This window comes from Pseudonocardia spirodelae, assembly GCF_037727765.1.
In the GTDB taxonomy this organism is placed as follows: domain Bacteria; phylum Actinomycetota; class Actinomycetes; order Mycobacteriales; family Pseudonocardiaceae; genus Pseudonocardia; species Pseudonocardia spirodelae.
This window is the reverse complement of record NZ_JBBJUP010000002.1, coordinates 246,774-271,508: the sequence shown is the minus strand read 5'-3', so window position 1 is coordinate 271,508 and position 24,735 is coordinate 246,774. Positions and strand designations below refer to the sequence as shown.

Below are 24,735 nucleotides of genomic sequence, written 5' to 3'. Positions count from 1 at the left end.
CCCGTCACCGGGCGCCGGGCGCCGGAGGGGCGGGCAGCGGGTGCGCGGCGAGGAACCGCAGGACCTCGCGAGTCGCCCGCGGCTCCAGGAAGTACGCGTGCCGCGCCCCGGGCAGCACCACCAGCTCCGCGCCCGGGATCCGGTCGGCGAGGCGGCGCCCGTTGGCCGGCGGGGTGAGCTCGTCGTCGGCGCCGTGCAGCACCAGGGTCGGCGCGGTGATCGCCGGGACCGCGGCCCAGGCGTCGTGCCGGGCGCTCGCCCGGCGGTGCCCGGCCCGTGCCGCGGGGCTCATCGTGTCGTCGCCGAGGACCGGCAGCGGGCCGGCCACCTGCGGGCCCGCCATGAGCCGGCGCAGCTCGACGCCGTTCTCCCCGGGGTCGGCGAGGCGGCGCAGCACCTGCGGGTCGGGGGCGACGGCGCCCGGTCCGCCCGCGGTGGTGCAGCCCAGCACCAGCGCGCCGACCCGGCCGGGGTGGTCGGCGGCCACCCACTGCGCGACGCGCCCGCCCATCGACGTCCCGTACAGGTGCGCGCGGGCGATCCCGGCCTCGTCGAGCACCGCGACGACGTCGCGGGCGAAGCGCCGCGTGCTCCAGTCGTGGTCGGCGGCGTCGTCGCTGGTCCCGGTGCCCGCCGTGTCGAGGACGACGGTGCGGTACGCGGCGTAGTCCCCGCGCACGGTGCTCCACCAGTGCCGCGAGTTCGCCTGCCCGGCCAGCAGGACCAGTGGCTCCCCGTCGCCCCGCACGTCGAACCCGATCCCGGTGCCGTCCCCGGCGACCGCCCGCGGGCTCACCGGGCGGCCCCGGGCTCGGGCCAGCCGATGCTCAGCGGGTGCCCGCGCATGGACCGCAGCCACCAGGCGTAGTCGTCGGGGACCAGGGAGAACGGGTCGTCGTGCCCGAGCTCGCGGGCCGCCCACACCGGCCAGTGCGGGTTGGCCAGCGCGGGCCGCCCGAGCATGACGACGTCGAGCGCACCGGAGCGGACGGCGTCGTCGGCCGCCCGGGGGACGCCGAGGTTCCAGCTGGCCGCCACCGGGATGCCGACGGCCTCGCGGATCCGGCGGGCGCGCTGCACCCAGGCGCCCTGCTCGCCGCGCATCCGGTCGTCGGAGTCGGGGGTGTTGCCGCCGAAGGACAGGTCGGCCAGGTCGAGCCCGTGCTCGCGCATCCAGCCGATGGCGGTGACGGCGTCGTCGAACTGCGTGCCGTCGGGGTGCAGGTCGTCGGCGCCCAGGCGCATCGTGAGCGGGTACCGCTCGGGCCACACCCCCCGGACGGCGTCGAGCGCCTCCAGCAGGAAGCGGGCCCGGTTCGCCAGGCTGCCGCCGTAGGCGTCGGTGCGCCGGTTGGAGATCGGGGAGAAGAAGCTCGACCCGAGGTAGCCGTGGGCGAAGTGCAGCTCGACCCAGCGGTAGCCCGCCTCGGCGGCGCGCCGGGCCGCGTCGGCCCAGGCGCGGTGCAGCCCGCGGATCTCGGGCACGGTCAGCTCGTGCACGGCGTGGTCGTGCTTCGGCCCGCCGAACGGCACGGGCGAGGGCCCCGAGGTCAGCCAGCCGTCGGGGTGGTCGGGGGCGAGCTGGGCCTTGCCCTCCCACGGCAGCTGCTCGCTGCCCTTGCGGCCGGTGTGCGCGAGCTGGATCGCGCCGACCCCGCCCATGGCCTCGATCATCGCGACGGTGCGGGCGTGTCCCGGGATCTGCTCGTCGTCCCACAGCCCGGCGCAGTGCACGGAGGTGCGCCCCTGCTCGGTGACCGCGATCTGCTCGCCGAACACGAGCCCGAACCCGCCCGCGGCCCGCGCACCCAGGTGCATGAGGTGGAAGTCGCCCATCCGCCCGCCCTCGGAGCGGTACATCGTCATCGGCGACATCGCGATCCGGTTGCGCAGGGTCACACCCTTGAGCGTGTACGGGCTGAACAGGTGCGCCATGGCACCGGGATACCCGGCCGGGCCGCGATGATCACGCTCAGCCGCAGTGGTCCTCGTGCCCGGCGTGCGCCCGGTGCTCGACCTGCAGCGTCGAGTGGTCGAGCCCGAAGCGTTCGCGCAGCACGTGGGCGGCGCGGTCGAGGACCGAGCCGTCGCCGCAGTGCGCGGAGACCTGCTCGTCGACGACGACGTGGGCCGACATCGCGGGGGTCCGGTCGTTGATCGACCACACGTGCAGGTCGTGCACCCCGGCGACGCCCTCGACGCCCAGCAGCGCGGCCTTGACCTCGTCGGCGTCGACGCCCGCGGGGGCGCCCTCCAGCAGCACGTGGGCCGCCTCGCGCAGCAGCGCGATCGCCCGCGGCAGGATCAGCGCGACGATGAACAGCGAGGCCACGGTGTCGGCGTACGGCCAGCCGGTCGTCAGCAGCACGACGGCGGCGGCGAGCACCCCGACCGAGCCCAGCGCATCGCCGAGCACGTGCAGCATCGCGCCGCGCATGTTCATGTTGGCGCGGTCCCCGCCCGCGAGGACGGCGAGCGACACCAGGTTCCCGACCAGCCCGAGCGCACCGACGACCAGCAGCGGCAACCCCGGGATCTCGGCGGGCTCGAACAGCCGCTGCACGGCCTCGATCCCCACCCACACGACGACGGCGACCAGCGTCAGCGCGTTCAGCGCGGCGACCAGGACCTCCGCGCGGCCCATCCCATAGGTGCGGGCCGAGGTGACCGGGCGGGCGGCGAGCACGCTCGCGATCAGGGCCGCGACCAGCGCGCCGGCGTCGGTGAGCAGGTGGCCGAGGTCGGCGAGCAGCGCCAGCGAGCCGGTGAGCAGCGCCCCGCCCGCGCCGAGCAGGGCGGTGAGCAGCGTGACGCCGAGCGCCGTCGCCAGCCGTCGCCGGTCGGTGCCCGCTCCGGCGTGCCCGTGCCCCGTCGCGCCGTGCCCGTGTCCGTGCCCCATGCGGCCACCATACATGCATGTATTCGCATATGAGAACTGACGATCAGGACGCGGCGAGCACGTCCGCGGCGACGTCGCGGCAGACCTGCCAGCCGTAGTCGACGCCACGGTCGGCGGGGTAGGTGGTGTGCACCGCCAGCGACCGGTCCGCCCAGGCCAGGACGCAGTTGACGTTCCAGCCGTCGCCGCCGTGCAGGGTCCAGCCGTTCTTCTCCGCCACCGGGGCGGGCAGCACGGCGTGGATGCCCGAGCGGCCGTCCGGCGCGACGGCGGCGAGGTCGGCGAGCAGCTCCCGGCCGCCCGGCCACCCCGGGGCCCGCTCGCGGACGCAGGCGAGGATGCGGGCGGAGTCCAGCGGGGTGAGCTGGGTGTAGGACCACCAGCCCGGACGCGAGGTCCGCACCGCCACGCCGCACTCGGGGCCGAGCCGGGCGATGCTCGCGTCCCGGCCGAGGGCGCGGTAGAGGCGCTCGGCGGCCGCGTCGTCGGAGGCGCGCACGGCCGCGGAGATGTCCGCCCGCACCGCCCGGGGCAGCGGGCGACCGGTCCGGGCGGCGGCGCGCAGGGTGTCCGCGGCCAGCCACGCCTTGATCGTCGACTCGGCCTCGGTGCGGGCCGACGCGGCGTCCCCGGAGCCGGTCCAGCGGCCGTCGCCGGTGTGCAGCAGCGCCCACGACAGCTCCAGGCCCTCCTCCCCCGCACGGTCGACGGCCAGCGCGCCGGGGGCCAGGTCGAGCGGGTCGGCGACGGCCGAGCCGGTCAGCGCCGCGACGAGCTCGCGCAGCGTGCCGGGCGGGGCCTGCGCCGTGTCCGGGACCGGCGGCGCGGGGCCGGCCGCGACGGCGGTGCCGCCGCGGCCGCCGGTGCCGCCGTCGGGCAGCACACCCCACACCGCGGGCACCGCGACGAGCGCGGCGAGCAGCGCGGCGGCTGCGGCCCGGCCGGCCCGCGACGGGCGACGGCGGTGCGCTCGCTGGAACACGGCCCCTCCGGACGGCAGCGGCCGCGCGCCGCCCCGTATCCGATGGTGCACCACCGATCGCCGATCCGGACAGAGCGGGCAACACGTTCACACAGGATTTTCAGGATCGCCCGCGCGCCCCGCCGCGCACACCGCACCGTCCGCGGCATACCGTGCCGCAACGCAATCGAGCGAGTGGGGGTGGCGGGGTGGGCTGGACGCGCACGATGCCGGTGGAACGGATCCTGGCACGCAGCCGGTCCGGCGACGGGGACGGCGACGGTCACGGCGGGGACGGCACTCCGCTGAAGCGCACGCTCAAGGCACGTGACCTGGTCGGCTTCGGCGTCGGCATCATCATCGGGACCGGGATCTTCACCCTCGCCGGTGTCGAGGCCCAGCAGCACGCCGGACCCGCGGTCACGCTCTCGTTCGTCATCGGCGCGGTCGTCGCCGGTCTCGCCGCGGTCTGCTACGCCGAGCTGGCCTCCTCGGTCCCGACGGCGGGCTCGGCCTACACCTACGCCTTCGCCACCCTCGGCGAGGTCTTCGCCTGGATCATCGGGTGGGACCTGCTGCTGGAGTTCGGGCTCGGGCTCGCCGTCGTGTCACGCAGCTGGTCGGGCTACCTGGCCTCGCTGTTCGGCCTGCCCGGTGAGTGGTTCGGCGAGGACGCGACGGTCAACGTCGGCGCCGTACTCGTCATCGCGGTGCTGACCGTGGTCGCCGTCGCGGGGATCCAGCAGTCGTCGCGGCTGACGAACCTGCTGGTGCTGGTCAAGCTCGCGGTGTGCGTGCTGATCCTCGTCGTCGGCGCGTTCTACGTCGACCCGGCGAACCTGCAGCCGTTCGTTCCGCCGGCCCAGGCGCCCGAGGGCGGCGGCTCGGTGTTCACCCAGCCCGTCGTCTCCGGGGTGTTCGGGCTGGAGCCGACGGTCTACGGCGTCGGCGGGATGCTCACCGCCGCCGCGGTCGTGTTCTTCGCCTACACCGGGTTCGAGGCGCTGGCCAACCTCGGCGAGGAGGCCAAGCGGCCCAACCGCGACCTGAAGATCGGTCTGCTCGGCGCGCTCGGGATCTGCGCGGTGCTCTACATCGGGGTCTCGCTGGTCCTGACCGGGATGGTCCCCTACACCGAGATCGACACCGGCGCGCCGCTGGCGTCGGCGTTCTCCAGCGTCGGGCTGGGCTGGGTGGGCGCGCTCATCGCGCTGGGCGCGGTCACCGGCCTGACGTCGGTGATGATGGTCGAGCTCGTGACGATCGGGCGGATCGGCTTCGCGATGGGCCGCGACGGCCTGCTCCCGGAGAAGATCGGCACCGCACACCCGCGCTGGGGCACCCCGCACCGCATGACGATCATCGGCGGTGTGGTCTGCGCGGTGATCGCGGCGTTCACCCCGATCACCGCGCTCGCCGACATGGTCTCGATCGGCGCGCTCTCGGCGATGATCATCGTGGCGATCGCGGTGCCGGTGCTGCGCCGGACCCGCCCGGACCTCGAGCGGCCCTTCACCGTCCCGTTCTCGCCGGTCGTGCCGGCCCTGACGGCGCTGGCCTGCCTCTACCTGATGCTCAACCTGAACCTGGACACCTGGATCCGGTTCGTCGGGTGGCTGGTGATCGGCCTGCTGGTCTACGCCTTCTACGGCCGCACGCACTCGTTCCTCGCCCGCGGCGAGGCCGGAGACCGGGTCTGAGCCGTGCGGCGCGCCCGCACCCGCGGGCGCGCCGCCGCGCAGCGCTGCAGGGCCTCGCGGGGGGTGATCTCGCCGCGCGCCAGCGCCCGGCGGACCCGGCGGGCGTCGGTCAGGCGCCGGCGGAGCTGGCGGACCGCCTCGACCTGCGTGGCGCGGTGCAGCCGCTCGTTGATGCGGCCCTGGTCGTTCCGGCGGTCGAGCAGCGACCAGGAGAAGGCGAGCGCGTCGTCGGCGTTCTCGAGGCGCTCCGGGACGGTCTCGAACCACTCCATGCTCGCCCGGGCCATCCGCTGCACGGGCGCCATCGCGGCGCGGCGGCGGGCGTCATAGCCGGCCAGGGCCGCCTCGACGTCGGTGGTGCCGCGGGTGCCCCGCGGGTAGAGCTCCTCGGCCAGCGCGATCGAGTCGGCGACGGCGAGCACGGTGCCCGAGCCGATGGCGAAGTGCGTGGTGTGCGCGGCGTCGCCGGCCAGCACGACGTTGCCGTCGCGCCAGGACATGTTGCGCACCTCGCGGAACTGCAGCCACGGCGAGGACCCCATGCCGGGCGGGGCGATCAGCGCGTGGCCGTCCAGCGACCGGGCGAAGATCTGCTCGAGCATCCGCATGGCCTCGTCGGGGGCCGCCGTGTCCAGCCCGAGCCCGGTCCAGGTCTCGGGCGTGCACTCCACGATGCAGGTGCTGACGCAGTCGGCCGCCGGGTAGGCGTGGAACCAGATCCAGCCCGCGTGGGTCTTCTCGAAGGCGAAGGTGAACGGGCGGAACGGCTTGCTGGTGCCGAACCAGACGTAGCGGTTCCTGCCGTGCGCGATGCGGGTGCCGAAGGCGTCGGACCGGGCGGCGCGCAGGGCGGAGCTGACCCCGTCCGCGGCGACGACGACGTCCGCGTCGGCGGTCAGCGGGTCGGCGGCGACGTCGCCGTCGGCCGCGACGGCCGTGTCGAACTCGAGCTTCACCCCGACCTGCCGGGCCCGCTCGGCCAGCACCTCCAGCAGCCGTGCGCGGCCGATGGAGTAGCCGTAGCGCCCGCCGAGGTGGACCGCGCGCCCGGAGACCTCGACCACCTGGGAGTCCCAGACGTGCGCGGCGGACCGCACCCGCTCCGCGCCCAGCGGGTCGGTGCGGTACAGCTCGTCCAGGATGTCCTCACCGAGCGTGACCGCGAAGCCGGACGCCGTGCCGGGGGCGTTGCGCTCGGCGAGGACGATCTCGTCCTGCCCGCCCGAGCGCAGCCTGGCGAGGATGGAGAAGTACAAACCGGCAGGTCCGCCACCGACGACGACGATCTTCACAAAAGCCACCAATCGGACATCATCAGGTTTCGTTCCGGTCGAGGGTACGAACGCGACCGTCGTGCGTGGACGGCGGGTCCGGGCACGGTCGGTGACGACGCGGCAGGCGTCGGCGAACGGCCCGGGCCGCCGTCGCTCAGCTCGGGCGGCCGCGCAGCGCCGAGCGCCGCACTCGCCGGGCGGTCGTCAGCCCGCGCCGGACCTGGCGCAGCGCCGGGACCTGGGTCGCCTTGTGCAGCGTGCGGTGCAGCTTGCCCATGTCCCCGCGGCGGTCGGTGAGCGACCACGCGAAGTCCACCGGGTCGGTCACCTGCTCCAGCTGGCGCCCGGCCTGCTCGAACCAGTGCATGTTGCGCCGCGCCGCGTCCTGGATCGGGCCGATCTGCGCGCGGCGCCGGGCGTCGTAGGCCGACAGGGCGGCGCCGCGCCCGTTCGGGCAGGTCAGATCCGCCGCGGCCGACTCGCCCGCGACGCCGTAGAGGGCGTCGGCCAGGCCCATCGAGTCCTGCATCGCCAGGACGGTGCCCGAGCCGATGCCGAAGTGGGTGGTGTGCGCCGCGTCGCCGGCCAGGACCAGGTCGCTGTCGCGCCAGGTGCGGTTGCGGACCTCGCGGAAGCGCAGCCAGGGCTTGTCCCCCAGCCCGCCGAGCGGCTCGATCAGCCGGGTGCCGGCGAGCGTGCGGTGGAACACCGACTCGACGAGCCGGACCGCCTCCGCGCCGGACATCCGGTCCAGGCCGAGCGCCTCCCAGGTGTCGGGCTCGCACTCGACGATGCAGGTGCTGATCCCGTTCGACGACGGGTACAGGTGGATCCACATCCAGCCCGCGTCGGTCGGCTGGAAGTCCCAGACGAAGGTGTCGGAGTCGCTGTCGGCGCCGAGCCAGACGTAGGGGTTGGCGCCCTCCTCGACCGTGGTGCCGAAGTGCTCGGCGCGCGCGGTGCGGATGCGACTGCCGACGCCGTCGCAGGCGACGACCAGGTCGGCGTCGAGGTCGCCGCGGTCGACGGTGGCGCCGTACTCGATCCGCACGCCCAGCTGCTCGGCGCGGCGAGCCAGCACGTCGAGCAGGTCGACGCGGGCGATGGCGTAGCCGTACTTGCCGCCGACGTGGACGGGCTTGTGGTCGGCGACCCGGATCTCCTGGGCGTTCCACAGCCGCGACGCGCGGCGCAGCGCGGCGCCGCCGTCGGGGTCGTTGCGGAAGGCGTCGTCGAGCATGTCCTCGCCGAAGGTCACGGCGAAGCCGTGCGTGGTGCCCGCCTCGTTCCGCTCGTACACGACGACCTCGTCGCGGCCGCCGGACCGGAGCTTGGCGAGGACGGCCAGGTAGAGGCCGGCCGGCCCCCCTCCCGCGCAGGCGATACGCACGCGGACCCCTTTCGGTTCATTGCGTCACCGGAACGGATGCACCGTAGCGCAGCGGTTGCGAGCGGCGATCGGGTGTGCTGACCGCCGTCCCGGCGTACCCGCCGGTCACAGCGCGTCCACCGGCCCCCGCCCCCGGGCACCCGGGTGGTCGACACCTGGTTAGCGTGGTCGTGTGCACGCACTCTGCGGGACCTCCCGCGCCGCCGCCGGGCGGTGCGCACGATGAGCGTCGGGGAGCTGGTGGCCGGGCGCGTCCGCTCGGTCCGCCGCGAGATGGGCAACCCGCTCTACCGCAACGCGTACGCGTTGATGCTCAACACCGTCGTCAACTCCGGGTTCGGGTTGCTCTACTGGGTGTTCGCGGCGCGGGTGTTCAGCACCGAGGAGGTCGGCCGCGGCAACGCCCTGGTCAACCTGATGATGCTGATCTCGGTCCTGACCAGCCTGAACTTCGGTCAGGCGATCATCCGGTTCCTGCCGACGGCGGGGCGCGACTCGGCCTCGCTGGTGCGCCTGGCCTACGGGGTGAGCACCGTGGTCGCCGTCGTCGGCGCGGGCGCGGTGATGACCTGGTGCCACTACGCCTACGACCCCGGCGACCCCCTGCACGTCTCCCCCGGTTTCGCGGCCTGGTTCGTCGTGTCCACCGCCGCGTGGTCCGTCTTCAACCTGCAGGACCAGGTGCTGACCGGGCTGCGCTCGGCGATGTGGGTGGTGCTGGAGAACGGCGTCTACGGCGTCGTGAAGCTCGGCCTGCTCGTGGTCGTCGCCTACACCGCGGTCGCCGACGGCGTGTTCACCTCGTGGAGCGCGCCTGTCATCGCGCTGCTGGTGCCGTTCACCCTGCTCATCTCGAAGCGGCTGCTGCCCCGGCACGCCGCGGAGACCGCGGCCGAGCCCGACGCCGGCGCCCCCGACCGCGCCACGCTGGCCCGCTACATGGGCGGCGACTACCTCGGCCAGGTGTTCAACCAGGCGATGTCGTCGTTCCTGCCGGTGCTGGTCGTGATGACGATCAGCCAGGCGGCGAGCGCCTACCTGCTCCCGGCGCAGACGGTGTTCCTCGCGATGAGCATGCTGTCGATGGCGATCACCTCCGCGCTGGTCGTGGAGGGGGCGCGCCGGCCGTCGCACGCGCACGTGTTCGCCCGCGCGGTGCTCCGGCGCATCTGTCTGCTGGTCCTGCCCGCATCGCTGGTGATCGCGCTGGCCGCGCCGCTGCTGCTGTGGTTCTACGGCCCGCAGTACGTGGAGAACTCGACCACGCTGCTGCAGCTGCTGATGGCCTCGATGTTCCCGCGCGTGGTCGTCACGCTGTGGATGACCAAGGAGCGCCTGGCCAACCGGACCTTCGGGCTCGCGGCCCAGCAGCTGGTGCACTGCGTCATCGTGCTCGGCGGGATCCCGCTGCTCGCGCCGACGCTCGGCGTCGACGCCGTCGGCTGGATGTGGCTGGCCGGCGAGCTGGTGCTGGCGATCGCCTTCGCCCCGTCGGTGTACCGCTGGCTGCGCCGGCCGGCACCCCCGGAGGAGCCGGGCGACGGTCCGGCCGGTCCCGGTGACGGTCCGCACGACGACGACACCCGGCCCATCGGCGGTCCGGACGCGCGGACCCACGAGATCCCGCGCGTGCGGGACTGACCGCCCCGCCCCGCGCCCGGCGGCGCGGTGGCCGGGTCAGGAACGCCGGATGAACTTCTCCGGGATCGGCGTCCCGGTGCGCCACAGGTTCCCCAGCGCCCGGTCGAAGGCGCGCGGGCGCAGCCGCACCAGCCCGCCGCCGGGGTTGTGGGTGATCTCGCCGAAGTAGACGTGGCCGTCGACGTCGTAGAGGTCGACGCGGCAGAAGGTGAAGTCCTTGCCCAGCGTGCGGGCGATCTCCAGCATCCGCTCGTAGGAGGCGGGCTTCTCCGGCAGCGCGTCGGCCTGGGAGAACCGCCCGGAGATGCGGAAGGGCACCCAGTCGGGGTGCAGCATCGTCGAGGTGTGGGCGGTGAACCGGTCCTGGTCGATGACGACCATCGCGGGCTCGCCGTGGAAGACGAAGAACTTGTAGTCCGCGGGCGGCTTGGTGCCGTCGCCGATCATCTCCTCGACCACCGCGCGCGGGGTGAGACCCTCGTAGGGACGCTCGCGCCAGCCGTGGGTGAAGAAGTCGGTCCGCAGCCAGCGCGCCACCGTCGAACGGATCTTCGCGTGGTCGGCGGCGGCGGGGTGGCGGACCAGGATCGTCATGTCGCAGCCGTGGGTGCCCTTGACGACGTAGGGCCCGGCGGGCGCCTCGAGGTCGAGGTCCTCGGGCCGCTCCACCGCCTGGATCAGCGGGATCAGGTGCTCGGCGCCGATCCGCTCGGCCACGTGCTCGCGCACCCGGTACTTGTCCGCGGTGACGTGCACCAGCTCGGACTGCTCGGCGAGGTTCTTCGCGGCGAGCAGCTGGGACCACGTCCGCGGCCTGCGGAACGTCGTGAGCTCGCCCTGGAACAACGCGTGGTGGGCGATCGCGAACGCGCGGTGCGGCAGGAAGCGGAGCCGGCGGGACAGCATCACCCGGGCGTCGAACGACATTCTCCGGACGATAGCGGCCGGGTGACACGTCCCGGACCAGGCCCCCGGACCGGGTGGGCGTGACCCGACAGGCAACCCCGGATGCCGCACAGGCGTCACCTCACGTGGCCGAACTCGTTGCAGATTCGGACGAAGCGCCACACCGTCGGCCCAACCGAGGCCGACCGGCCGACTCTGCGTCACCCCCTTACGGTGGAAGCGGGGCCGACGACGCCGGCAACGGGCGCACCCCCGGAAGGAGCCTCGACAGTGTCGATCGCGCGGAACTCCCACGTCCTGGTCACCGTGATCACCCCGGCGTACAACGTCGGCCCGTGGATCGGCGAGGCCATCGACTCGGTCCTCGCGCAGACCGAGTCGCGGTTCGAGTACCTCGTCGTCGACGACGGCTCGACCGACGACACCGCCGAGATCGTCCGCTCGCGCGCCGAGCGCGACCCGCGGGTGCGCCTGATCCAGGTGGAGAACGGCGGCTCGGGTGCCGCGCGCAACCGGGCGCTGGCCGAGAGCGCCGCGCCGTTCGTGGCCTTCCTCGACGGCGACGACCGCTGGCACCCCGAGTTCCTCTCCCACATGCTCGAGACCCTGCACACCGCCCCGCCCGGGGTCGGGATGGCGTACTGCCACACCCGGGTGATGCTGGAGTCCGGTCAGGTCGTGGCGCTGCGCTGGCAGCCGTCGGGCCGGGTCGACATCGACAAGCAGCTGGTGGAGAACAACCCGCCGCACAACGGCAGCTCGCTGATGATCCGCCGGGCCTGCTTCGACCAGGTCGGCGGCTTCGACTGCTCGCTGCCCTCGGCGGTGGACTTCGAGATGTGGCTGCGGATCGCGGCCGGGTCGCACTACCCGCTGATGTGGGGCACCCGCCGCTGGCTGCTCGACATGCGCCTGATGCGCACCGGGTCGATCAGCTCCAACCGCGTGCGCCGCTTCGAGTGCCTGGACAAGGTCATCGCCGACTACGCCCCGCGGATGAGCCGCCTGCACCCCGGCATGGCCTACGTCCGGCCCGCGGTGTTCGCCTACCGCGACGGCCTCGACGACTTCGGCGACCGCTGGGCGCTGCTGGCCCGCGAGGCCGGGGCCAAGGAGCTCGCGAAGGACTCGTGGGGCCGCTCGCTGCTGGCGTGGAGCGGGGCGGGCCGCGAGCGCCGCGCCCAGCTGCGGACCCTGCGCGACACCGCGCGCAGCGGCGCCTACAAGGGCGTGTCCGGCGCGCTGCGCACGGCGGGACGGATCCAGTCGCTGCGCGGGTGATCCCGGCGCGTCGCGGGTACCCCGCGGCGTGCGACTGAGCAGGGCGACCCCGTACCGCGGCGGCATCACGCGCCGCCGTCGCGGGAAGGGCTTCAGCTACCACGACGCGACCGGCACCGCGGTCGGCGCGGACGTCCGGACCCGGATCGAGGAGCTGGTGATCCCGCCCGCCTGGCGGGACGTGTGGATCTCCGATCGGGACCGCGACCACATCCAGGCCGTCGGCTACGACGACGCCGGCCGCCGCCAGTACGTCTACCACCCGCGCTGGCACACCGACCGCGACACCGAGAAGCACGACCGCGTCCTGGAGCTGGCCCGGCGCCTGCCGCGCTTCCGGGAGCGGGTGGCGGACGCCCTGGAGGGCCGCGGCACCGGGCGCGACCGGGTGCTCGCCGGCGCGATGCGCATCCTCGACCTCGGTGTGTTCCGCACCGGCGGCGAGCAGTACGCCAGCGAGAACGGCACGTTCGGGCTGTCCACGCTGCGCCGCGAGCACGTCCGGCTGCGCGGCGACGGCTGCGAGTTCTCCTACACCGCCAAGGGCGGCATCCACCGCCGCGTCCGGATCCGCGACGACGGCCTGGTCCGGCTGGTGCGGTCGCTGCGCCGGGCCCGCCCGCAGGGTGAGCGCTTCCTCGTGCACCGCGACGGCCGCGGCTGGCGCGAGGTGCACTCCGACGACGTCAACGACCACTTCCGCTCGCTGACCGCCGCCGTGCACACCGCGAAGGACCTGCGCACCTGGAACGCCACCGTCGTCGCCGCCGTCGCCTTCGCCGAGCACGGCACCGGTGGCGGTCGCGACATGTCCGCGACCGCCCTGACGCGGGCCGAGGCCGCCGCGATGCGCAGCGTCGCGGCGGCCCTGGGCAACACCCCCGCCGTCGCCCGCTCCAGCTACGTCGACCCGCGGGTGGTGACGGCCTTCGAGGGCGGCCGGACCGTGGCCGCCGGTCTGCGCCGGATCCCCCGCGGTGCCGACGAGCACCGGACGCGGGCCGGTGTCGAGCGCGCGGTGCTGCGGCTGCTCGAGCGCGAGACGTGACCGCCCGCGTGCGCCGCCGCCCCGGTGGGGCATCCTCGGCTGTGTGCTGGAGCTGACGGCGGGCCGGACCGAACGACGTGCCCGGCTGGCGGTGGCACTGGTGTTCGGGACCAACGGGCTCGTCTACGCCAACCTGCTGCCGCGCTTCCCCCAGATCAAGGCCGACCTCGCGCTGTCCAACACCGAGCTGGGCCTGGCGGTGGCCGCGATGCCGTTCGCGGCGCTGCTCGCCGGGCTGACCGCGGGGCCGCTGATCGCGCGGTTCACCTCGGCGCGGGTGGCCTCCTTCGGCATGGTGGTCATCGCGCTCGGCGTGGTCCTGGTCGGGTTCGCGCCGTCCTGGGCCCTGTTCGCGACGGCGATGCTGCTCACCGGGGCCTCCGACGCCGTGGTCGACGTGGCCCAGAACGCGCACGGCCTGCGCGTGCAGCGCCGCTACGGCCGCTCGATCCTCAACTCCTTCCACGCCGTCTGGTCGGTCGGGGCGGTCGTGGGCGGGCTGATGGGTGCCGCCGCCGCGGGGGCCGCCCTGCCGCTGCCGGTGCACCTGGGCCTGTCCTCGCTGCTGTCGGTGCTCATCGCGCTGGCGGTGTACCCGCTGCTGCTGCGCGGCCCGGACTCCGACGACCGCGCCGACGCCGGGCCGGACGCCGACGCCGCAGCCGGCGGGGAGACCGCCGCCGCGCCGTCCCGGCCGTGGTCCGGGCTCGCCCCGCGCACCGTGCTGCTGCTCGTGGTGTTCGGGCTGATCGCGACGTCCGGGACGCTCGTCGAGGACTCCGGCGCCACCTGGGCCGCGGTGTACCTGCAGGGGCTCGGGGCGGGCGCCGCCGTCGCCGGCCTGGGGTTCGTCGCGCTGCAGGGCTGCCAGTTCGTCGGCCGGCTGATCGGGGACCGGATGGTCGACCGGTTCGGGCAGCGGGCGGTCGCCCGCAGCGGCGGCGGGCTCGTGCTCGCCGGGATGGGGCTCGCGCTGGCGTTCCCGTCGGTGCCCGGCACGGTCGCGGGGTTCGGCGTCGCCGGGTTCGGCGTCGCGACCCTGGTCCCCGCCGCGATGACGGCCGCCGACCACCTGCCCGGGCTCGCACCGGGCACCGGGCTCACGATCGTCACCTGGCTCATGCGGGTCGGGTTCCTGGTGTCCCCGCCGGTGGTCGGGGTGATCGCCGACGCGACGTCGCTGCGGACCGGGCTGCTCGTCGTGCCCGTGGCGGGGCTCACGGTGCTGCTGGCGGCGGGGGTGCTGCCGCGGGCGCTCGCCCGTACCGGGCGGGCGGCGGGACCGGGGTCCCCGGCGACATAGTCGCAACGGGATCCGACAGGATCTCCCGTGCGTCTCGACACGAATCGGACCGCCCCATACGGTCCGGCGCATGTCCTCCACCGTCCCGCCGGCGTCGCCGGGACCCGCACTCCGGTCCTCCCGCAAGGTCGCCACCGCCAGCCTGGTCGGCACCACCATCGAGTGGTACGACTTCTTCATCTTCGGCACGGCCGCCGCACTGGTCTTCAACCAGGTGTTCTTCCCGTCGGTCGACCCCGTCACCGGCACCCTGTCCGCCTTCGGCGCGTTCGCCGTCGGGTTCATCGCCCGCCCGCTGGGCGGCGCGGTGTTCGCACACTTCGGCGACCGGGTCGGGCGCAAGCCGATGCTCGTGTACTCGCTGCTGCTGATGGGCGCCGCGACCGTCGGCATGGGCCTGCTGCCCGGCTACGACACCCTGGGCATCTGGGCCCCGGTGCTGCTGGTCGTCCTGCGGTTCCTGCAGGGCTTCGGCGTCGGCGGCGAGTGGGGCGGGGCGGCGCTGATGGCCGTCGAGCACGCGCCGGCGCACCGTCGCGGGTTCTACGGCAGCTGGCCGCAGGTCGGCGTCCCGCTCGGCCTGGTGCTGGGGACGGCGACGTTCGCCGTGCTGTCCGCGACCCTGACCGACGAGCAGTTCCTGGCCTGGGGCTGGCGGGTGCCGTTCCTGGCGAGCATCGCGCTGATCGCGGTCGGCATGTGGATCCGGCTCGGCGTGCACGAGTCGCCGGTCTTCCAGAAGACGATGGACGAGAAGGCCGCGAACCGGATGCCGGTGCTCGAGGCGCTGCGCACCTACCCGAAGGAGATCCTGCTCGCCGCCGGGTCGTTCCTCGCGACGAACTCCACGTTCTACGTCAGCTCGGTCTGGCTGGTCACCTACGCCACCCAGCAGCTGTCCTACGACCGCACGACGATCCTCGCCGCCAACTCGGTGCTGTCGCTGTCGGACATCCCGCTGATCCTGGCGTTCGGCCTGCTCTCGGACCGGATCGGGCGCCGGCCCATGTTCGTGGGCGGCATGGCGCTGCTCGCGGTGTTCGCGGTGCCCTACTTCTGGCTCGTGTCGACGGGCAGCGTGTGGCTGTTCCTGCTCGGCGGGCTGATCGTGCAGGTGGCGCGCTCGGCGGTGTACGGCCCGCAGTCGGCGTTCTTCGCCGAGCAGTTCTCCACCGAGATGCGCTACTCCGGGGCGTCGCTGGCCTACCAGATCGCCTCGATCCTGGGCGGGCTCGCGCCGCTGCTGTGCACCGCGCTCGTCGCGGCGACCGGCTCGCTCTACGCGGTCGCCGGCTACGTCGTCGGCATCGCGCTGGTCTCGCTGGTGTGCTCGTACCTGATGACCGAGACGCTGCGCTCGGGCCTGCGCGACGGCGTGCGCCCCGCCGCCGCCCGCGGCTGAGCCGGGCTCCGGCCGGGGCGCCTCAGCGGCCCCCGGCCGGACCGGTCGCGCGGGCCGGCCCCGCGACGGCGGAGGCCCGCGCCCGGCGACGGGCGGCGACGAGGTCGCCCACCCCGAGCAGCAGCGCCAGCGCCACCAGCCCGACGGTGATCATCAGGCCGTGCGAGATGGCGTCGGCCCAGTCACCGCGCGACGCGGCGAGCCGGCCGAAGAACACCGCGCCGACCGCGGACAGGCCGACGGCCGTGCCGATGCGCTGCCCGGTCTGCAGCACCCCGCCCGCGGTGCCGCCGGAGGTGTGCGGGATCTCCGAGAGCGCCAGCGTCTGGTTGGGGGCGATGACCAGGCCGCCGCCCGCCCCGGCCACGAGCAGCGGGCCGGCGATCGCGAGCCCGGTCCACGGGCTGCCCGCGGTGGCCGCCAGGACGACGTCGGTGACGACCAGCCCGACGAGCACCGTCGCCAGCCCCGTGACGACCATCGGCTGGCCGAGGCGCGACACCATCCGCCCGCCCAGCGCGGAGGTGACCGCGGAGCCGAGCGCGAACGAGGTCATCGTCAGGCCGGTCTGCAGCGGGCTGTAGCCGAGCCCGTTCTGCAGGTAGAGGGTGAGCACGAAGAAGATCGAGGTGAACCCGGCGAAGTAGGTCATGCCGAGGGTCGCGCCGACGGCGTAGCTGCGGGTCCGCAGCAGCGCGAAGTCGATCAGCGGGTGGCCGTGGACGCGCTTGGCGCGCCGCTCCCAGACCACGAACGCGAGGAGCGCGCCGACGAACACCGCGAGCAGCCACCACGGCGCGGACGCGGGATCCCGCTCGGACAGCACCAGCGGCAGCATCAGCGCGACGACGGCGACCCCGAGCAGCAGCGCCCCGGCGAGGTCCAGCGGGCGGCGGCCACCGGTGGAGACGGTGTCGGCGGGCAGCAGCCGGGCCGCCGCGACCAGCGCGGCGACCCCGATCGGGATGTTGACGAAGAAGACCCAGCGCCAGCCGTCGGCGTCGCCGGCCCAGGCCAGCAGCAGCCCGCCCAGCAGCGGCCCGACCGCCGTCGAGATCCCGACGACGGCGCCGAACATCCCGAACGCGGTGCCCCGCTCGGGCCCGCGGAACAGGTCCTGGATGAACCCGACGACCTGCGGCGAGAGCAGCCCGGCGGCGACGCCCTGCACCAGCCGCACCGCGACGAGGACCTCCGGGCCCGGGGCGAACCCCGCGACGGCGCTGGTGAGGGTGAACAGCGCCAGGCCGGTGACGAACATGCGGCGCCGCCCCCGGTCGTCGCCCAGGCGCCCGGAGGCCACCAGGACCAGCCCGAACGTCAGGGCGTAGCCCGACACGATCCAGGACAGCTGGGCGGCCGAGGCGCGCAGCCCGGCCTGCATGGCGGGCAGCGCGACGTTGACGATGCTGACGTCGAGCAGGGACATGAACCCCGCGACCAGGCACACCGACAGCGCCCGCCAGCGACGCGGGTCGGGCGTGTGCTCGCCGTCGGCGGTGCGCTCGTCGCCGGGGGCGGTGCGGCCGGCGGTGGGGTCGTCGCTCACAACGTCCCATTCCCCGCCCTGCGACGGCCGGGCGCAACTCGAACCCGGGCCGTGCGCGCGGACGTCACATCGTGTGGACTCGCGCCATGACTCCCGCCGTGATCACAGAGCCGCTCCCCCCGACGACCGGGACCCGCGCGTGAGGGGCGCCGAGGCCCTGGTCGGCTCGCTGACCGACGCCGGGGTGGACGTCTGCTTCATGAACCCGGGCACCTCGGAGATGCACTTCGTCCAGGCGCTGGACGCGGTGCCCCGGATGCGCGGGGTGCTCGCGCTGTTCGAGGGCGTCGCGACCGGCGCCGCGGACGCCTACGCCCGAGTCGCCGGGCGCCCGGCGGCGGTGCTGCTGCACCTCGGGCCGGGGCTGGGCAACGGGCTGGCGAACCTGCACAACGCGCGCCGCGCCGGGACACCCGTGCTGTGTGTCGTCGGCGGGCACGCGACCGACCACGTGCGCTTCGACGCGCCGCTGGAGTCCGACATCGCCGCCGTCGCGCGGACGGTGTCGGGGTGGGTGCACACCAGCGGCGACGTGCGCGACGTCGCCGCCGACGCGATGCGGGCGCTGGCCGCGACCCGCGAGCGGGGCGGGCAGGTCGCGACCCTGGTGCTGCCCGCCGACGTGTCCTGGTCCCCGGGTGCCGAGCCGGCCCCGCCGCTGCCCGCGGCGGTCCCGTTCCCGCCGGACGCGGGCCGGGTCGCGGCGGCCGCAGCGGCGGTCCGCGCGCCCGGTGCGACGCTGCTGCTGGGCGGTCCCGCGCTCACCGAGCAGGGGGTCGACGCGGCCGGGCGGATCGCCGCGGCGACCGGGACCCGGCTGCTGGTGGAGACCTTCCCGCGGCGCTGGGAGACCGGCGCCGGGCGCACCCGCATCGACAAGCTGGCCTACTTCGCCGAGCAGGCGATCGCCCAGCTCGACGGGACGTCGTCGCTGGTCCTGGCCGGTGCCCGCTCGCCGGTGTCGTTCTTCGGGTACCCGGGGGTGCCCGGGGACCTGGTCCCCGACGGCGCCGCGGTCCTCGGGCTGGCCGACGCCGCGACCGACGCGACGGCCGCGCTGGTCGAACTCGCCGACGCCGTCGCCGGGGACGCCGCGGCCGTCGTCGCGCCGCACGAGGCGCCCGAGCCCGCCCCCGGGCCGCTGGACGTGCGCGGGCTGTGCGCGGCCGTCGCGGCGACGCTGCCCCGGGACGCGATCGTGGTCGACGAGGCGCTGACCGCGGCCGCGTCGCTGGCGGTCTCGCTGCAGACCGCGCCGCGCCACACCCAGCTGGCGCTCACCGGCGGGGCGATCGGGATGGGGCTGCCCGCGGCGGTCGGTGCCGCGGTCGCCGCCCCGGACCGGCCGGTGGTGGCCGTCCAGGCCGACGGCAGCGCGCTCTACACGCTGCAGGCGCTGTGGACGATGGCCCGCGAGCGCCTGGACGTGACGACCGTACTGATCAACAACGCGGCCTACTCGATCCTGCGGGTCGAGCTGACCCGCACGGGCGCCGGCGAGGCGGCCCGGTCGGGCCGGGCCGGGCGGATGCTGGACCTGTCCGACCCGACCCCGGACTTCACCGCGCTGGCGACGGGCATGGGCGTGCCCGCCGAGCGGGTCACCACCACCGAGGGCCTGCTGGACGCGCTGCGCCGCGCCCACGCCGAGCCCGGCCCGCACCTGATCGAGGCCGTCGTCCCCGCACTCGGCTGACCCCGCCCCGCACGGTCGCGCGCCGCACGGGATCCGTCCCGGGCGGCGCGCGCCGTGCCGCGTCGCCTACAGCGACAGGAGCCGGTCGAAGAACTCCCGGTAGCGGGCCAGCGCCTGGCGCAGGTCCTCGGTCGAGGCGTCGTCGCGGGAGAACTGCTGCTCCAGGTCGTCGCGCTGGCGGCGGAACAGCGCCTCCATCTCGTCGAGGATCTCCCCGACCAGCGCGTTCGCACCGTGCACGGCGCGGCGGGGCTCGTCGACGAACTCGCCCTTCAGCGTCGTCCAGCGGTCCTGGTACTCCCGGGCCCGCTCGGCCGGGATCAGCGACGAGCCGCCGCCGTCCGGGCCGGGGCCGTGGCCGCCGCGAGCGGCGTCACCGGGAGTGTCACCGGGAGCGCCCCCCGGCCCGGTCCCGGGACCGGCGCCGCGCCCGTCGGCGGCACCGGCGGGGCCGCGCGGGTCGGCGACGGCGCCGCGGCCGTCGCCCTGCTCCCGTGGCAGGGAGACCGTGGCTCCGGGGTCCGCGGCCCGTGCCCCGGGGTCGGCCGGCGCCCCGGGGTCCGTGACCGGGGCTCCGGGGTCCGCGACCCGGCCGTGCGGGTCCGTGGTGCCGGCCGCGTGCCCGGTCCCGTGTCCGGGGCCCGCCGGGGCCACACCGGCCGGACCGCCCTGCGGCACCGCGGTGCCGGGCCGGCCCGCGGGGTCGCGGCCGTCCGGGCCGGTCCGCGCCGGGTCGGTGCCCCCCGCGCGGTCCGCGAGCCCGGCGCCGCCCGTGCCCGGCTCACCGAGGTGCCCGCCGTCGGCGGGACCGCCGGCCGGCGGCGCGCCGGGGGCGGCCCGGTGCGCGCCGCCCTCCGGTCCGGGCCCCCCGGCCGGCCCGCGGAGGTGGTCGTCGGGGTGACCGCCGGAGTGGCCGGCGGGGTGACCGCCGCGGTCCGGCACGGCGTGCGCGTCCGGTCCGGGTCCGCCCGCGGGTGCGGCGGCGCCGGTACCGGGCCCGGCGGCGTACGCGTCACCGGCCGGGGCGCGGTCCTCCGCGAGGCGCCCGGCACCAGGGGTGGCCCCGGGGCCAGCCCCCGGACCGGACAGCGGCGGGGCGTCGGGGTCGCCCTCGAGCGGGTCCTGCTCGCGCTGCGGCGGGACGCCCGCGTCGTGCTCGGCGCTGCCGGCCGCCTCCCGGCGGTCCCAGCCGGCGTCGCGCTCGTCCTCGCTGCGCCCCACCAACTTGTCCTTGATGGAGTCGGCCAGCCGCGATGCGCGGCTGCCGCTGCCCTGGTGCTCGCTCATGCCCGGGTCTCCCGTCGGTCGTGGTCCGGTCCGGCCGGCCGGTGGCCGCCGTCGCTGTCGTCGAGCAGGGCGTCGATCAGGGCCCGGTAGCTGGTCACGGCGTGCCGCAGGTCCTCGGTGCCCGCCCGCCCGGCCGCGTGCTCGCGGGAGACGGCCCGCGCCTCCCGGTAGCGCTGGGTGACCACCGGGTAGGCCACGGAGAGGTCCTCGGCGCGCCGGTCGACGTCCTCGGCGGGATAGCCGCGGGCCGCCATGACGTCGGCGACCAGGGCGTCGGCGTCGTGCACCGCACGGGACGGGTCGTCGACGAAGCTCTGCTGCACCTGCTGCCAGCGCTGCCGGTAGCCGTCGCGCTCCTGCGGCTCCAGCGTGCGCAGCTGCAGCGAGTCGTGCCGCTTGCGGCGCTGTTCGAGCTCCTTCTCGGCGTCGCGCGGGTCGTCCGCGTCACGCATCGTGCGCTCGTACTCCGGTCCGAACTGGTCCCGCAGACGGGCCGAGTGGCGCCGGCGCAGCATCGTCGCGACGGCCACGGCGACCACCGCGACGACGATCACCACCACCGCGACGACGATGATCAGTGTGATGTCGGTCATGGACACCAGTACCCGTTCGTGTCGTCCGGAAACACGTAGCGTGGTTGATGATCACACGGGGTGATCACTGAATCGACTTGACCTGCACCGGGGTCGAGGGAGCAGGGTTGTCCACGTGGTGGGCACGGTGGGCGGTCGCGACAGGACGGGGGTCTGGTCGGGCGACCGCGCCTCGACGACGGTCGGGATCCTGCTGCTGATCAGCCTCACCGCGTTCGAGGCGATGGGCGTGGGGACCGCGATGCCCGCGGTCGTCGCCGACCTGGGCGGGATCGCGCTCTACGCCTGGCCGTTCGTGCTGTTCCTCGCCGCGGCCGTGTTCGGGACGGTGGCGGGCGGCCGCTGGTGCGACGCCCGGGGCCCGCGCGTCCCGCTCGTCGCGGCGCCGGTGCTGTTCGGGGCCGGGCTGCTCGTCGCCGGGTTCGCCGGGTCGATGGCCGAGCTGCTGGCCGGGCGGGTGCTGCAGGGGCTCGGCGCGGGCGCCCAGGGTGTCGCGGTGTACGTGCTGGTCGCCGAGGTGTACGCGCCGCGGCAGCGGCCCGCGGTGTTCGGGCTGATGTCCTCGGCGTGGGTGCTGCCGTCGCTGGTCGGCCCGCCGCTGGCCGGCGCCGTCACCGACCGCCTGTCCTGGCACTGGGTGTTCCTGGGCCTGCTGCCGGTCGTCGGGCTGGCGCTGGTGCTCGTGATGCCCGCGGTGCGCCGCCTCGGCCCGCCCGGCCCGCGGCCCGCCGCCGGCGGGGGCACCGGCCTGGTCCTGGCCGCGCTGGGGGCCGCCGCCGGGGTCGCGGGACTGAGCTGGGCCCTGGAGAACCCCGACGGGCGGGGCGCGGTCGCCGGGTCGCTGGCACTGGCGGTGCTGGTCCCCTCGCTGCGCCGGCTCGTGCCGCACGGGACGTTCGCCGCGCGGCGCGGGATCGCCGCCGTCGTCGCGGCGCGCGGGCTGCTCGCGGGCGCGTTCTTCCCGCTGGTGTCGTTCCTGCCGCTGGTGCTCACCGCGACGCACGGCTGGTCGCTGACCGCGGCGGGCGTCCCGCTGATCGTCGCGTCGCTCGGGTGGTCGGCGGCCGCGGCGTGGCAGGCCCGCCGCCCCGACGCCGACCGCTCGGTGATGCTGCGCGCCGGGTTCCTGACGATCGCCGCCGGCCAGGCCGGACTGCTCCCGGTCGCCGCGGGCCTGCTGCCCGGCCGGCTCGCGATCGGGTTCTGGGGGCTGGCCGGGCTCGGGATGGGTGTGGCGTTCTCGGCGATCTCCTACCTGACCCTCGCGCACTCCGACGCCGCCGACGTCGGCGCGCACTCCTCGGCCGCGCAGCTGCTCGACCAGCTCGCGACGGCCGGGTTCGTCGGGCTGGGCGGGGCGCTGCTGGTCCTGCTGGGCTCCCCCGCCGTGGCGATGCCGGTGCTGGTCGCGGTCGTGGCGGCACTGGCGCTGACCGGGGCGGTCACGGCGGCGCGGACGCGGGTCCGCGCCCGGTGACCCACCCGGACGCCCGGCGGCCCGCCGCTCAGATGCCCGACGGGCGCGCGAGCAGCTCGGCGACCGCCGCGTCGACGAAGGCCGTGTCGACCGGGTTCGCACCACCGCCGGCGAAGTGGCCCCACACCCCCGGGATCACCCGCAGCTCGGTGCCGGAGCGCATGTGCGAGACCGCCCACGCCTCGTCCTCGGGCGGGAAGTACAGGTCCTTCTCCGCCGGCATGACGATCGCCGTCGCCCGGATCGAGGCCAGCGCCTGCTCGGTCGAGGTGAACCCGGGGGTCGCGCCGACGTCGCCGTGCCACCAGGTGTCGAGCATCGTGAGCAGGTTGTTCGGGTCGCGGTCGTCGAGGAAGAACGCCTCCCAGAAGCCGACGGCGAAGTCCTCGAGCGAGGTGTGCCCCATCTCGCGCCACACCTCGTCCCAGTAGAAGGCCTGGGAGAACCCCCAGCCGGCGTAGATCCGGGCGAAGGCGCGCAGCCCGGCCTCGGGCGGGGTCCGGTAGCGGCCGCCGTCGAAGCCCACCGACGCCGTCAGGGCCGCGCGCAGCGAGTCGAGGAAGACCCGGTTGTGCGGCGCGGTCCGCGGCGAGCCGCAGAACGGCAGCATCCGCTGCACCGTCTCCGGGTGGCTGACCGCCCACTGGTAGGTCTGCCCCGCCCCCATCGACCAGCCGAGCACCAGCGGGAGGGTGGAGATCCCGAACCGTTCGGTGACCAGCCGGTACTGGGCCTCGACGTTGTCGGCCACCCGGATCGGCGGGAACGACGGCCCGCCGTCGGGCGACGGCGCGTTCGACGGCGAGCTCGACAGCCCGTTGCCGAGCATGTTCGGGACGATGACGAACCACCGGTCGGGGTCGAGCGCCATCCCCTCCCCGATCAGCCACTCGTTGTCCCAGTGCCGGCCCGAGTACCAGGTCGGGTAGACGATCGCGTTGTCGCGCGCCGCGTTGAGCTCGCCGTAGGTGCGGTAGGCGATCCGGGCCGGGCGCAGCGTGCGCCCGCAGGCCAGCGGGAAGTCCTCGATCTCGAAGACCTCGTACGGCTCGTCGCGCCCGTAGCGGGTCACGAGCTCACCGCGCAGCTCCCCCGGTCCCGGCGCACGGGCCCGGACGCCGACGGGCGGATGTCGTCGTCGAAGATCGCCGTGGGCAGGTAGAGCGAGCAGCAGGCGTTCGGGATGTCGACCACGCCCGACACCCGGCCCTCGATCGGCGCCGACCCGAGCAGCAGGTAGGCCTGCGGGCCGGAGTAGCCGAACTTCTCCAGGTAGGCGACGGCGTTGAGGCAGGCGTTGCGGTAGGCGACGGTCGCGTCGTTGTAGAGCTGGGTGTCGGTGGTGTGGTCGACGCCGATCCCGATGAAGGTCAGGTACTCCGAGTACTGCGGCTCGACGTTGCCCGGGATGAGGATCGGGTTGGTGGTGACGCCGTAGGTCGCCATGCCGCCCTTGATGAGGTCGACGTGGAAGTCGATGAACCCGCCCATCTCGATGGCGCCGCAGAAGGTGATCTCGCCGTCGCCCTGGGAGAAGTGCAGGTCGCCACCGGAGAACAACGCGCCGGGCACGTGGACGGGGTAGAACACGCGGCTGCCGCGGGTGAAGTTCTTGATGTCGTGGTTGCCGCCGTTCTCCCGGGCGGGCACGGTGCGCGCGCCGTCGCGGGCGATCGCCGCGGCGACGTCGCCGGTCGCGGTCCCGGCCAGCGTGGACTCCTCCAGCGGCGGCAGCGCGAGCGCGGGCACCCGGTCCGGGTCGGTCGCGATCAGGGCGCGCTCGCGGGCGTTCCACCGCGAGAGCAGCTCGTGCGACGGCGCCGTGCCGAACAACCCGGGGTGGGTGATGCCGGTGTAGGACACCCCCGGGACGTGCCGCGACGTCGCCTTCTGCCCGGCGAAGTCCCAGATGGCCTTGTACGCGTCGGGGAAGGTGTCGGTGAGGAAGCCGCCGCCGTTCTGCTTGGCGAAGATGCCGGTGTAGCCCCAGCCCTGGCCGGGCTTGTCGCCGGTCTCCTGCGGGACCGGGCCGAGGTCGAGGATGTCGACGACGAGCAGGTCGCCGGGCTCGGCGCCCTCGATCGCGATCGGGCCGGACAGCATGTGGGCGTGGGTGAGGTCGACGTCGCGGACGTCGTTCGCGGAGTCGTTGTTCCCGATCTGGCCGTCGGTCCACTCGCGGCACTCGACGCGGATCGTGGAGTCGGGCCGCACGGTGACGGCGGGCGGGATGTCGGGGTGCCAGCGGTTGTGGCCGGGGACGGCCTGGTCGCGCATGGACCTCGCCTGGTCGACGGTGAACACGACGTCGGGCACGGTGGGCTCCTT

Annotated in this window: 20 protein-coding genes; 8 read left to right on the top strand and 12 right to left on the bottom strand. The window is 75.1% G+C overall.

Annotated elements, in window-relative coordinates; translation table 11 throughout:
- Positions 1-4: 4 nt before the first annotated feature.
- The 4 genes from WJX68_RS03610 to WJX68_RS03595 are packed head-to-tail and all read right to left on the bottom strand — an operon-like array spanning position 5 to position 3,881.
- Positions 5-796 carry an alpha/beta fold hydrolase gene (locus tag WJX68_RS03610; protein WP_340286121.1) on the bottom strand — a complete coding sequence of 264 codons (792 nt, stop codon included), beginning with the start codon at positions 794-796 and terminating at the stop codon, positions 5-7.
- On the bottom strand, positions 793-1,935 hold the full coding sequence (locus tag WJX68_RS03605; protein WP_340286120.1) for an oxidoreductase: 1,143 nt from the start codon (positions 1,933-1,935) through the stop codon (positions 793-795). The genes WJX68_RS03610 and WJX68_RS03605 overlap by 4 nt, the downstream gene beginning before the upstream one ends.
- 37 nt (positions 1,936-1,972) lie before the next feature.
- On the bottom strand, positions 1,973-2,899 hold the full coding sequence (locus tag WJX68_RS03600) for a cation diffusion facilitator family transporter (RefSeq protein ID WP_340286119.1): 927 nt from the start codon (positions 2,897-2,899) through the stop codon (positions 1,973-1,975).
- A gap of 43 nt (positions 2,900-2,942) precedes the next feature.
- Positions 2,943-3,881, bottom strand: a complete 939-nt coding sequence (locus WJX68_RS03595) for a hypothetical protein (RefSeq protein ID WP_340286118.1) — start codon at positions 3,879-3,881, stop codon at positions 2,943-2,945.
- 188 nt (positions 3,882-4,069) lie between these two features.
- Between WJX68_RS03595 and WJX68_RS03590 the strand changes: the two genes are divergently transcribed.
- On the top strand, positions 4,070-5,560 hold the full coding sequence (locus tag WJX68_RS03590; RefSeq protein WP_340286117.1) for an APC family permease: 1,491 nt from the start codon (positions 4,070-4,072) through the stop codon (positions 5,558-5,560).
- Here WJX68_RS03590 and WJX68_RS03585 read toward each other — a convergent pair.
- A complete protein-coding gene (locus tag WJX68_RS03585) occupies positions 5,506-6,852 on the bottom strand; it encodes an FAD-dependent monooxygenase (RefSeq protein ID WP_340286116.1) in 1,347 nt (448 codons plus the stop codon). The two genes, WJX68_RS03590 and WJX68_RS03585, sit on opposite strands and share 55 nt — an antisense overlap.
- 136 nt (positions 6,853-6,988) lie before the next feature.
- The gene (locus tag WJX68_RS03580; protein WP_340286115.1) at positions 6,989-8,224 is read right to left on the bottom strand and encodes an FAD-dependent monooxygenase; all 1,236 of its coding nucleotides are present in this window, start codon (positions 8,222-8,224) and stop codon (positions 6,989-6,991) included.
- Between the two features lie 222 nt (positions 8,225-8,446).
- Here WJX68_RS03580 and WJX68_RS03575 point away from each other — a divergent pair, with 222 nt between their 5' ends.
- Positions 8,447-9,865 (top strand): lipopolysaccharide biosynthesis protein, encoded by a 1,419-nt coding sequence (locus WJX68_RS03575; RefSeq protein WP_340286114.1) that lies wholly within the window; start codon positions 8,447-8,449, stop codon positions 9,863-9,865.
- A gap of 36 nt (positions 9,866-9,901) precedes the next feature.
- Here the strand turns inward: WJX68_RS03575 and WJX68_RS03570 are convergent, their stop codons facing one another.
- The gene (locus WJX68_RS03570) at positions 9,902-10,792 is read right to left on the bottom strand and encodes an ATP-grasp fold amidoligase family protein (RefSeq protein WP_340286113.1); all 891 of its coding nucleotides are present in this window, start codon (positions 10,790-10,792) and stop codon (positions 9,902-9,904) included.
- Positions 10,793-11,041: 249 nt separating this feature from the next.
- On the opposite strand from WJX68_RS03570, the gene WJX68_RS03565 reads away from it, so the two are divergent.
- The 4 genes from WJX68_RS03565 (at position 11,042) to WJX68_RS03550 (ending at position 15,805) form a co-directional block, all read left to right on the top strand.
- Complete coding sequence (locus WJX68_RS03565) at positions 11,042-12,052, top strand: glycosyltransferase family 2 protein (protein WP_340286112.1); 1,011 nt, start codon at positions 11,042-11,044, stop codon at positions 12,050-12,052.
- A gap of 28 nt (positions 12,053-12,080) precedes the next feature.
- Positions 12,081-13,100 carry a DNA topoisomerase IB gene (locus WJX68_RS03560; protein WP_340286111.1) on the top strand — a complete coding sequence of 340 codons (1,020 nt, stop codon included), beginning with the start codon at positions 12,081-12,083 and terminating at the stop codon, positions 13,098-13,100.
- A gap of 43 nt (positions 13,101-13,143) precedes the next feature.
- The gene (locus tag WJX68_RS03555; protein ID WP_340286110.1) at positions 13,144-14,403 is read left to right on the top strand and encodes an MFS transporter; all 1,260 of its coding nucleotides are present in this window, start codon (positions 13,144-13,146) and stop codon (positions 14,401-14,403) included.
- Between the two features lie 70 nt (positions 14,404-14,473).
- Positions 14,474-15,805 (top strand): MFS transporter, encoded by a 1,332-nt coding sequence (locus WJX68_RS03550; protein ID WP_340286109.1) that lies wholly within the window; start codon positions 14,474-14,476, stop codon positions 15,803-15,805.
- Positions 15,806-15,827: 22 nt separating this feature from the next.
- Here the strand turns inward: WJX68_RS03550 and WJX68_RS03545 are convergent, their stop codons facing one another.
- A complete protein-coding gene (locus tag WJX68_RS03545; protein ID WP_340286108.1) occupies positions 15,828-17,354 on the bottom strand; it encodes an MFS transporter in 1,527 nt (508 codons plus the stop codon).
- Between the two features lie 139 nt (positions 17,355-17,493).
- Here WJX68_RS03545 and WJX68_RS03540 point away from each other — a divergent pair, with 139 nt between their 5' ends.
- The gene (locus WJX68_RS03540; RefSeq protein ID WP_340286107.1) at positions 17,494-19,050 is read left to right on the top strand and encodes an acetolactate synthase large subunit; all 1,557 of its coding nucleotides are present in this window, start codon (positions 17,494-17,496) and stop codon (positions 19,048-19,050) included.
- Between the two features lie 66 nt (positions 19,051-19,116).
- On the opposite strand, the gene WJX68_RS03535 is transcribed toward WJX68_RS03540, so the two are convergent.
- Positions 19,117-20,337, bottom strand: a complete 1,221-nt coding sequence (locus WJX68_RS03535) for a hypothetical protein (protein ID WP_340286106.1) — start codon at positions 20,335-20,337, stop codon at positions 19,117-19,119.
- Positions 20,334-20,930, bottom strand: coding sequence for a hypothetical protein (locus tag WJX68_RS03530; RefSeq protein WP_340286105.1), 597 nt, complete (start codon positions 20,928-20,930; stop codon positions 20,334-20,336). The genes WJX68_RS03535 and WJX68_RS03530 overlap by 4 nt, the downstream gene beginning before the upstream one ends.
- 115 nt (positions 20,931-21,045) lie before the next feature.
- On the opposite strand from WJX68_RS03530, the gene WJX68_RS03525 reads away from it, so the two are divergent.
- Complete coding sequence (locus tag WJX68_RS03525) at positions 21,046-22,407, top strand: MFS transporter (protein WP_340286104.1); 1,362 nt, start codon at positions 21,046-21,048, stop codon at positions 22,405-22,407.
- A 28-nt stretch (positions 22,408-22,435) separates the two neighbouring features.
- On the opposite strand, the gene WJX68_RS03520 is transcribed toward WJX68_RS03525, so the two are convergent.
- Positions 22,436-23,479, bottom strand: a complete 1,044-nt coding sequence (locus tag WJX68_RS03520; RefSeq protein ID WP_340286103.1) for an alpha/beta fold hydrolase — start codon at positions 23,477-23,479, stop codon at positions 22,436-22,438.
- Positions 23,476-24,723, bottom strand: a complete 1,248-nt coding sequence (gene fmdA, locus WJX68_RS03515; RefSeq protein ID WP_340286102.1) for a formamidase — start codon at positions 24,721-24,723, stop codon at positions 23,476-23,478. The genes WJX68_RS03520 and fmdA overlap by 4 nt, the downstream gene beginning before the upstream one ends.
- Between the last annotated feature and the right edge of the window lie 12 nt (positions 24,724-24,735).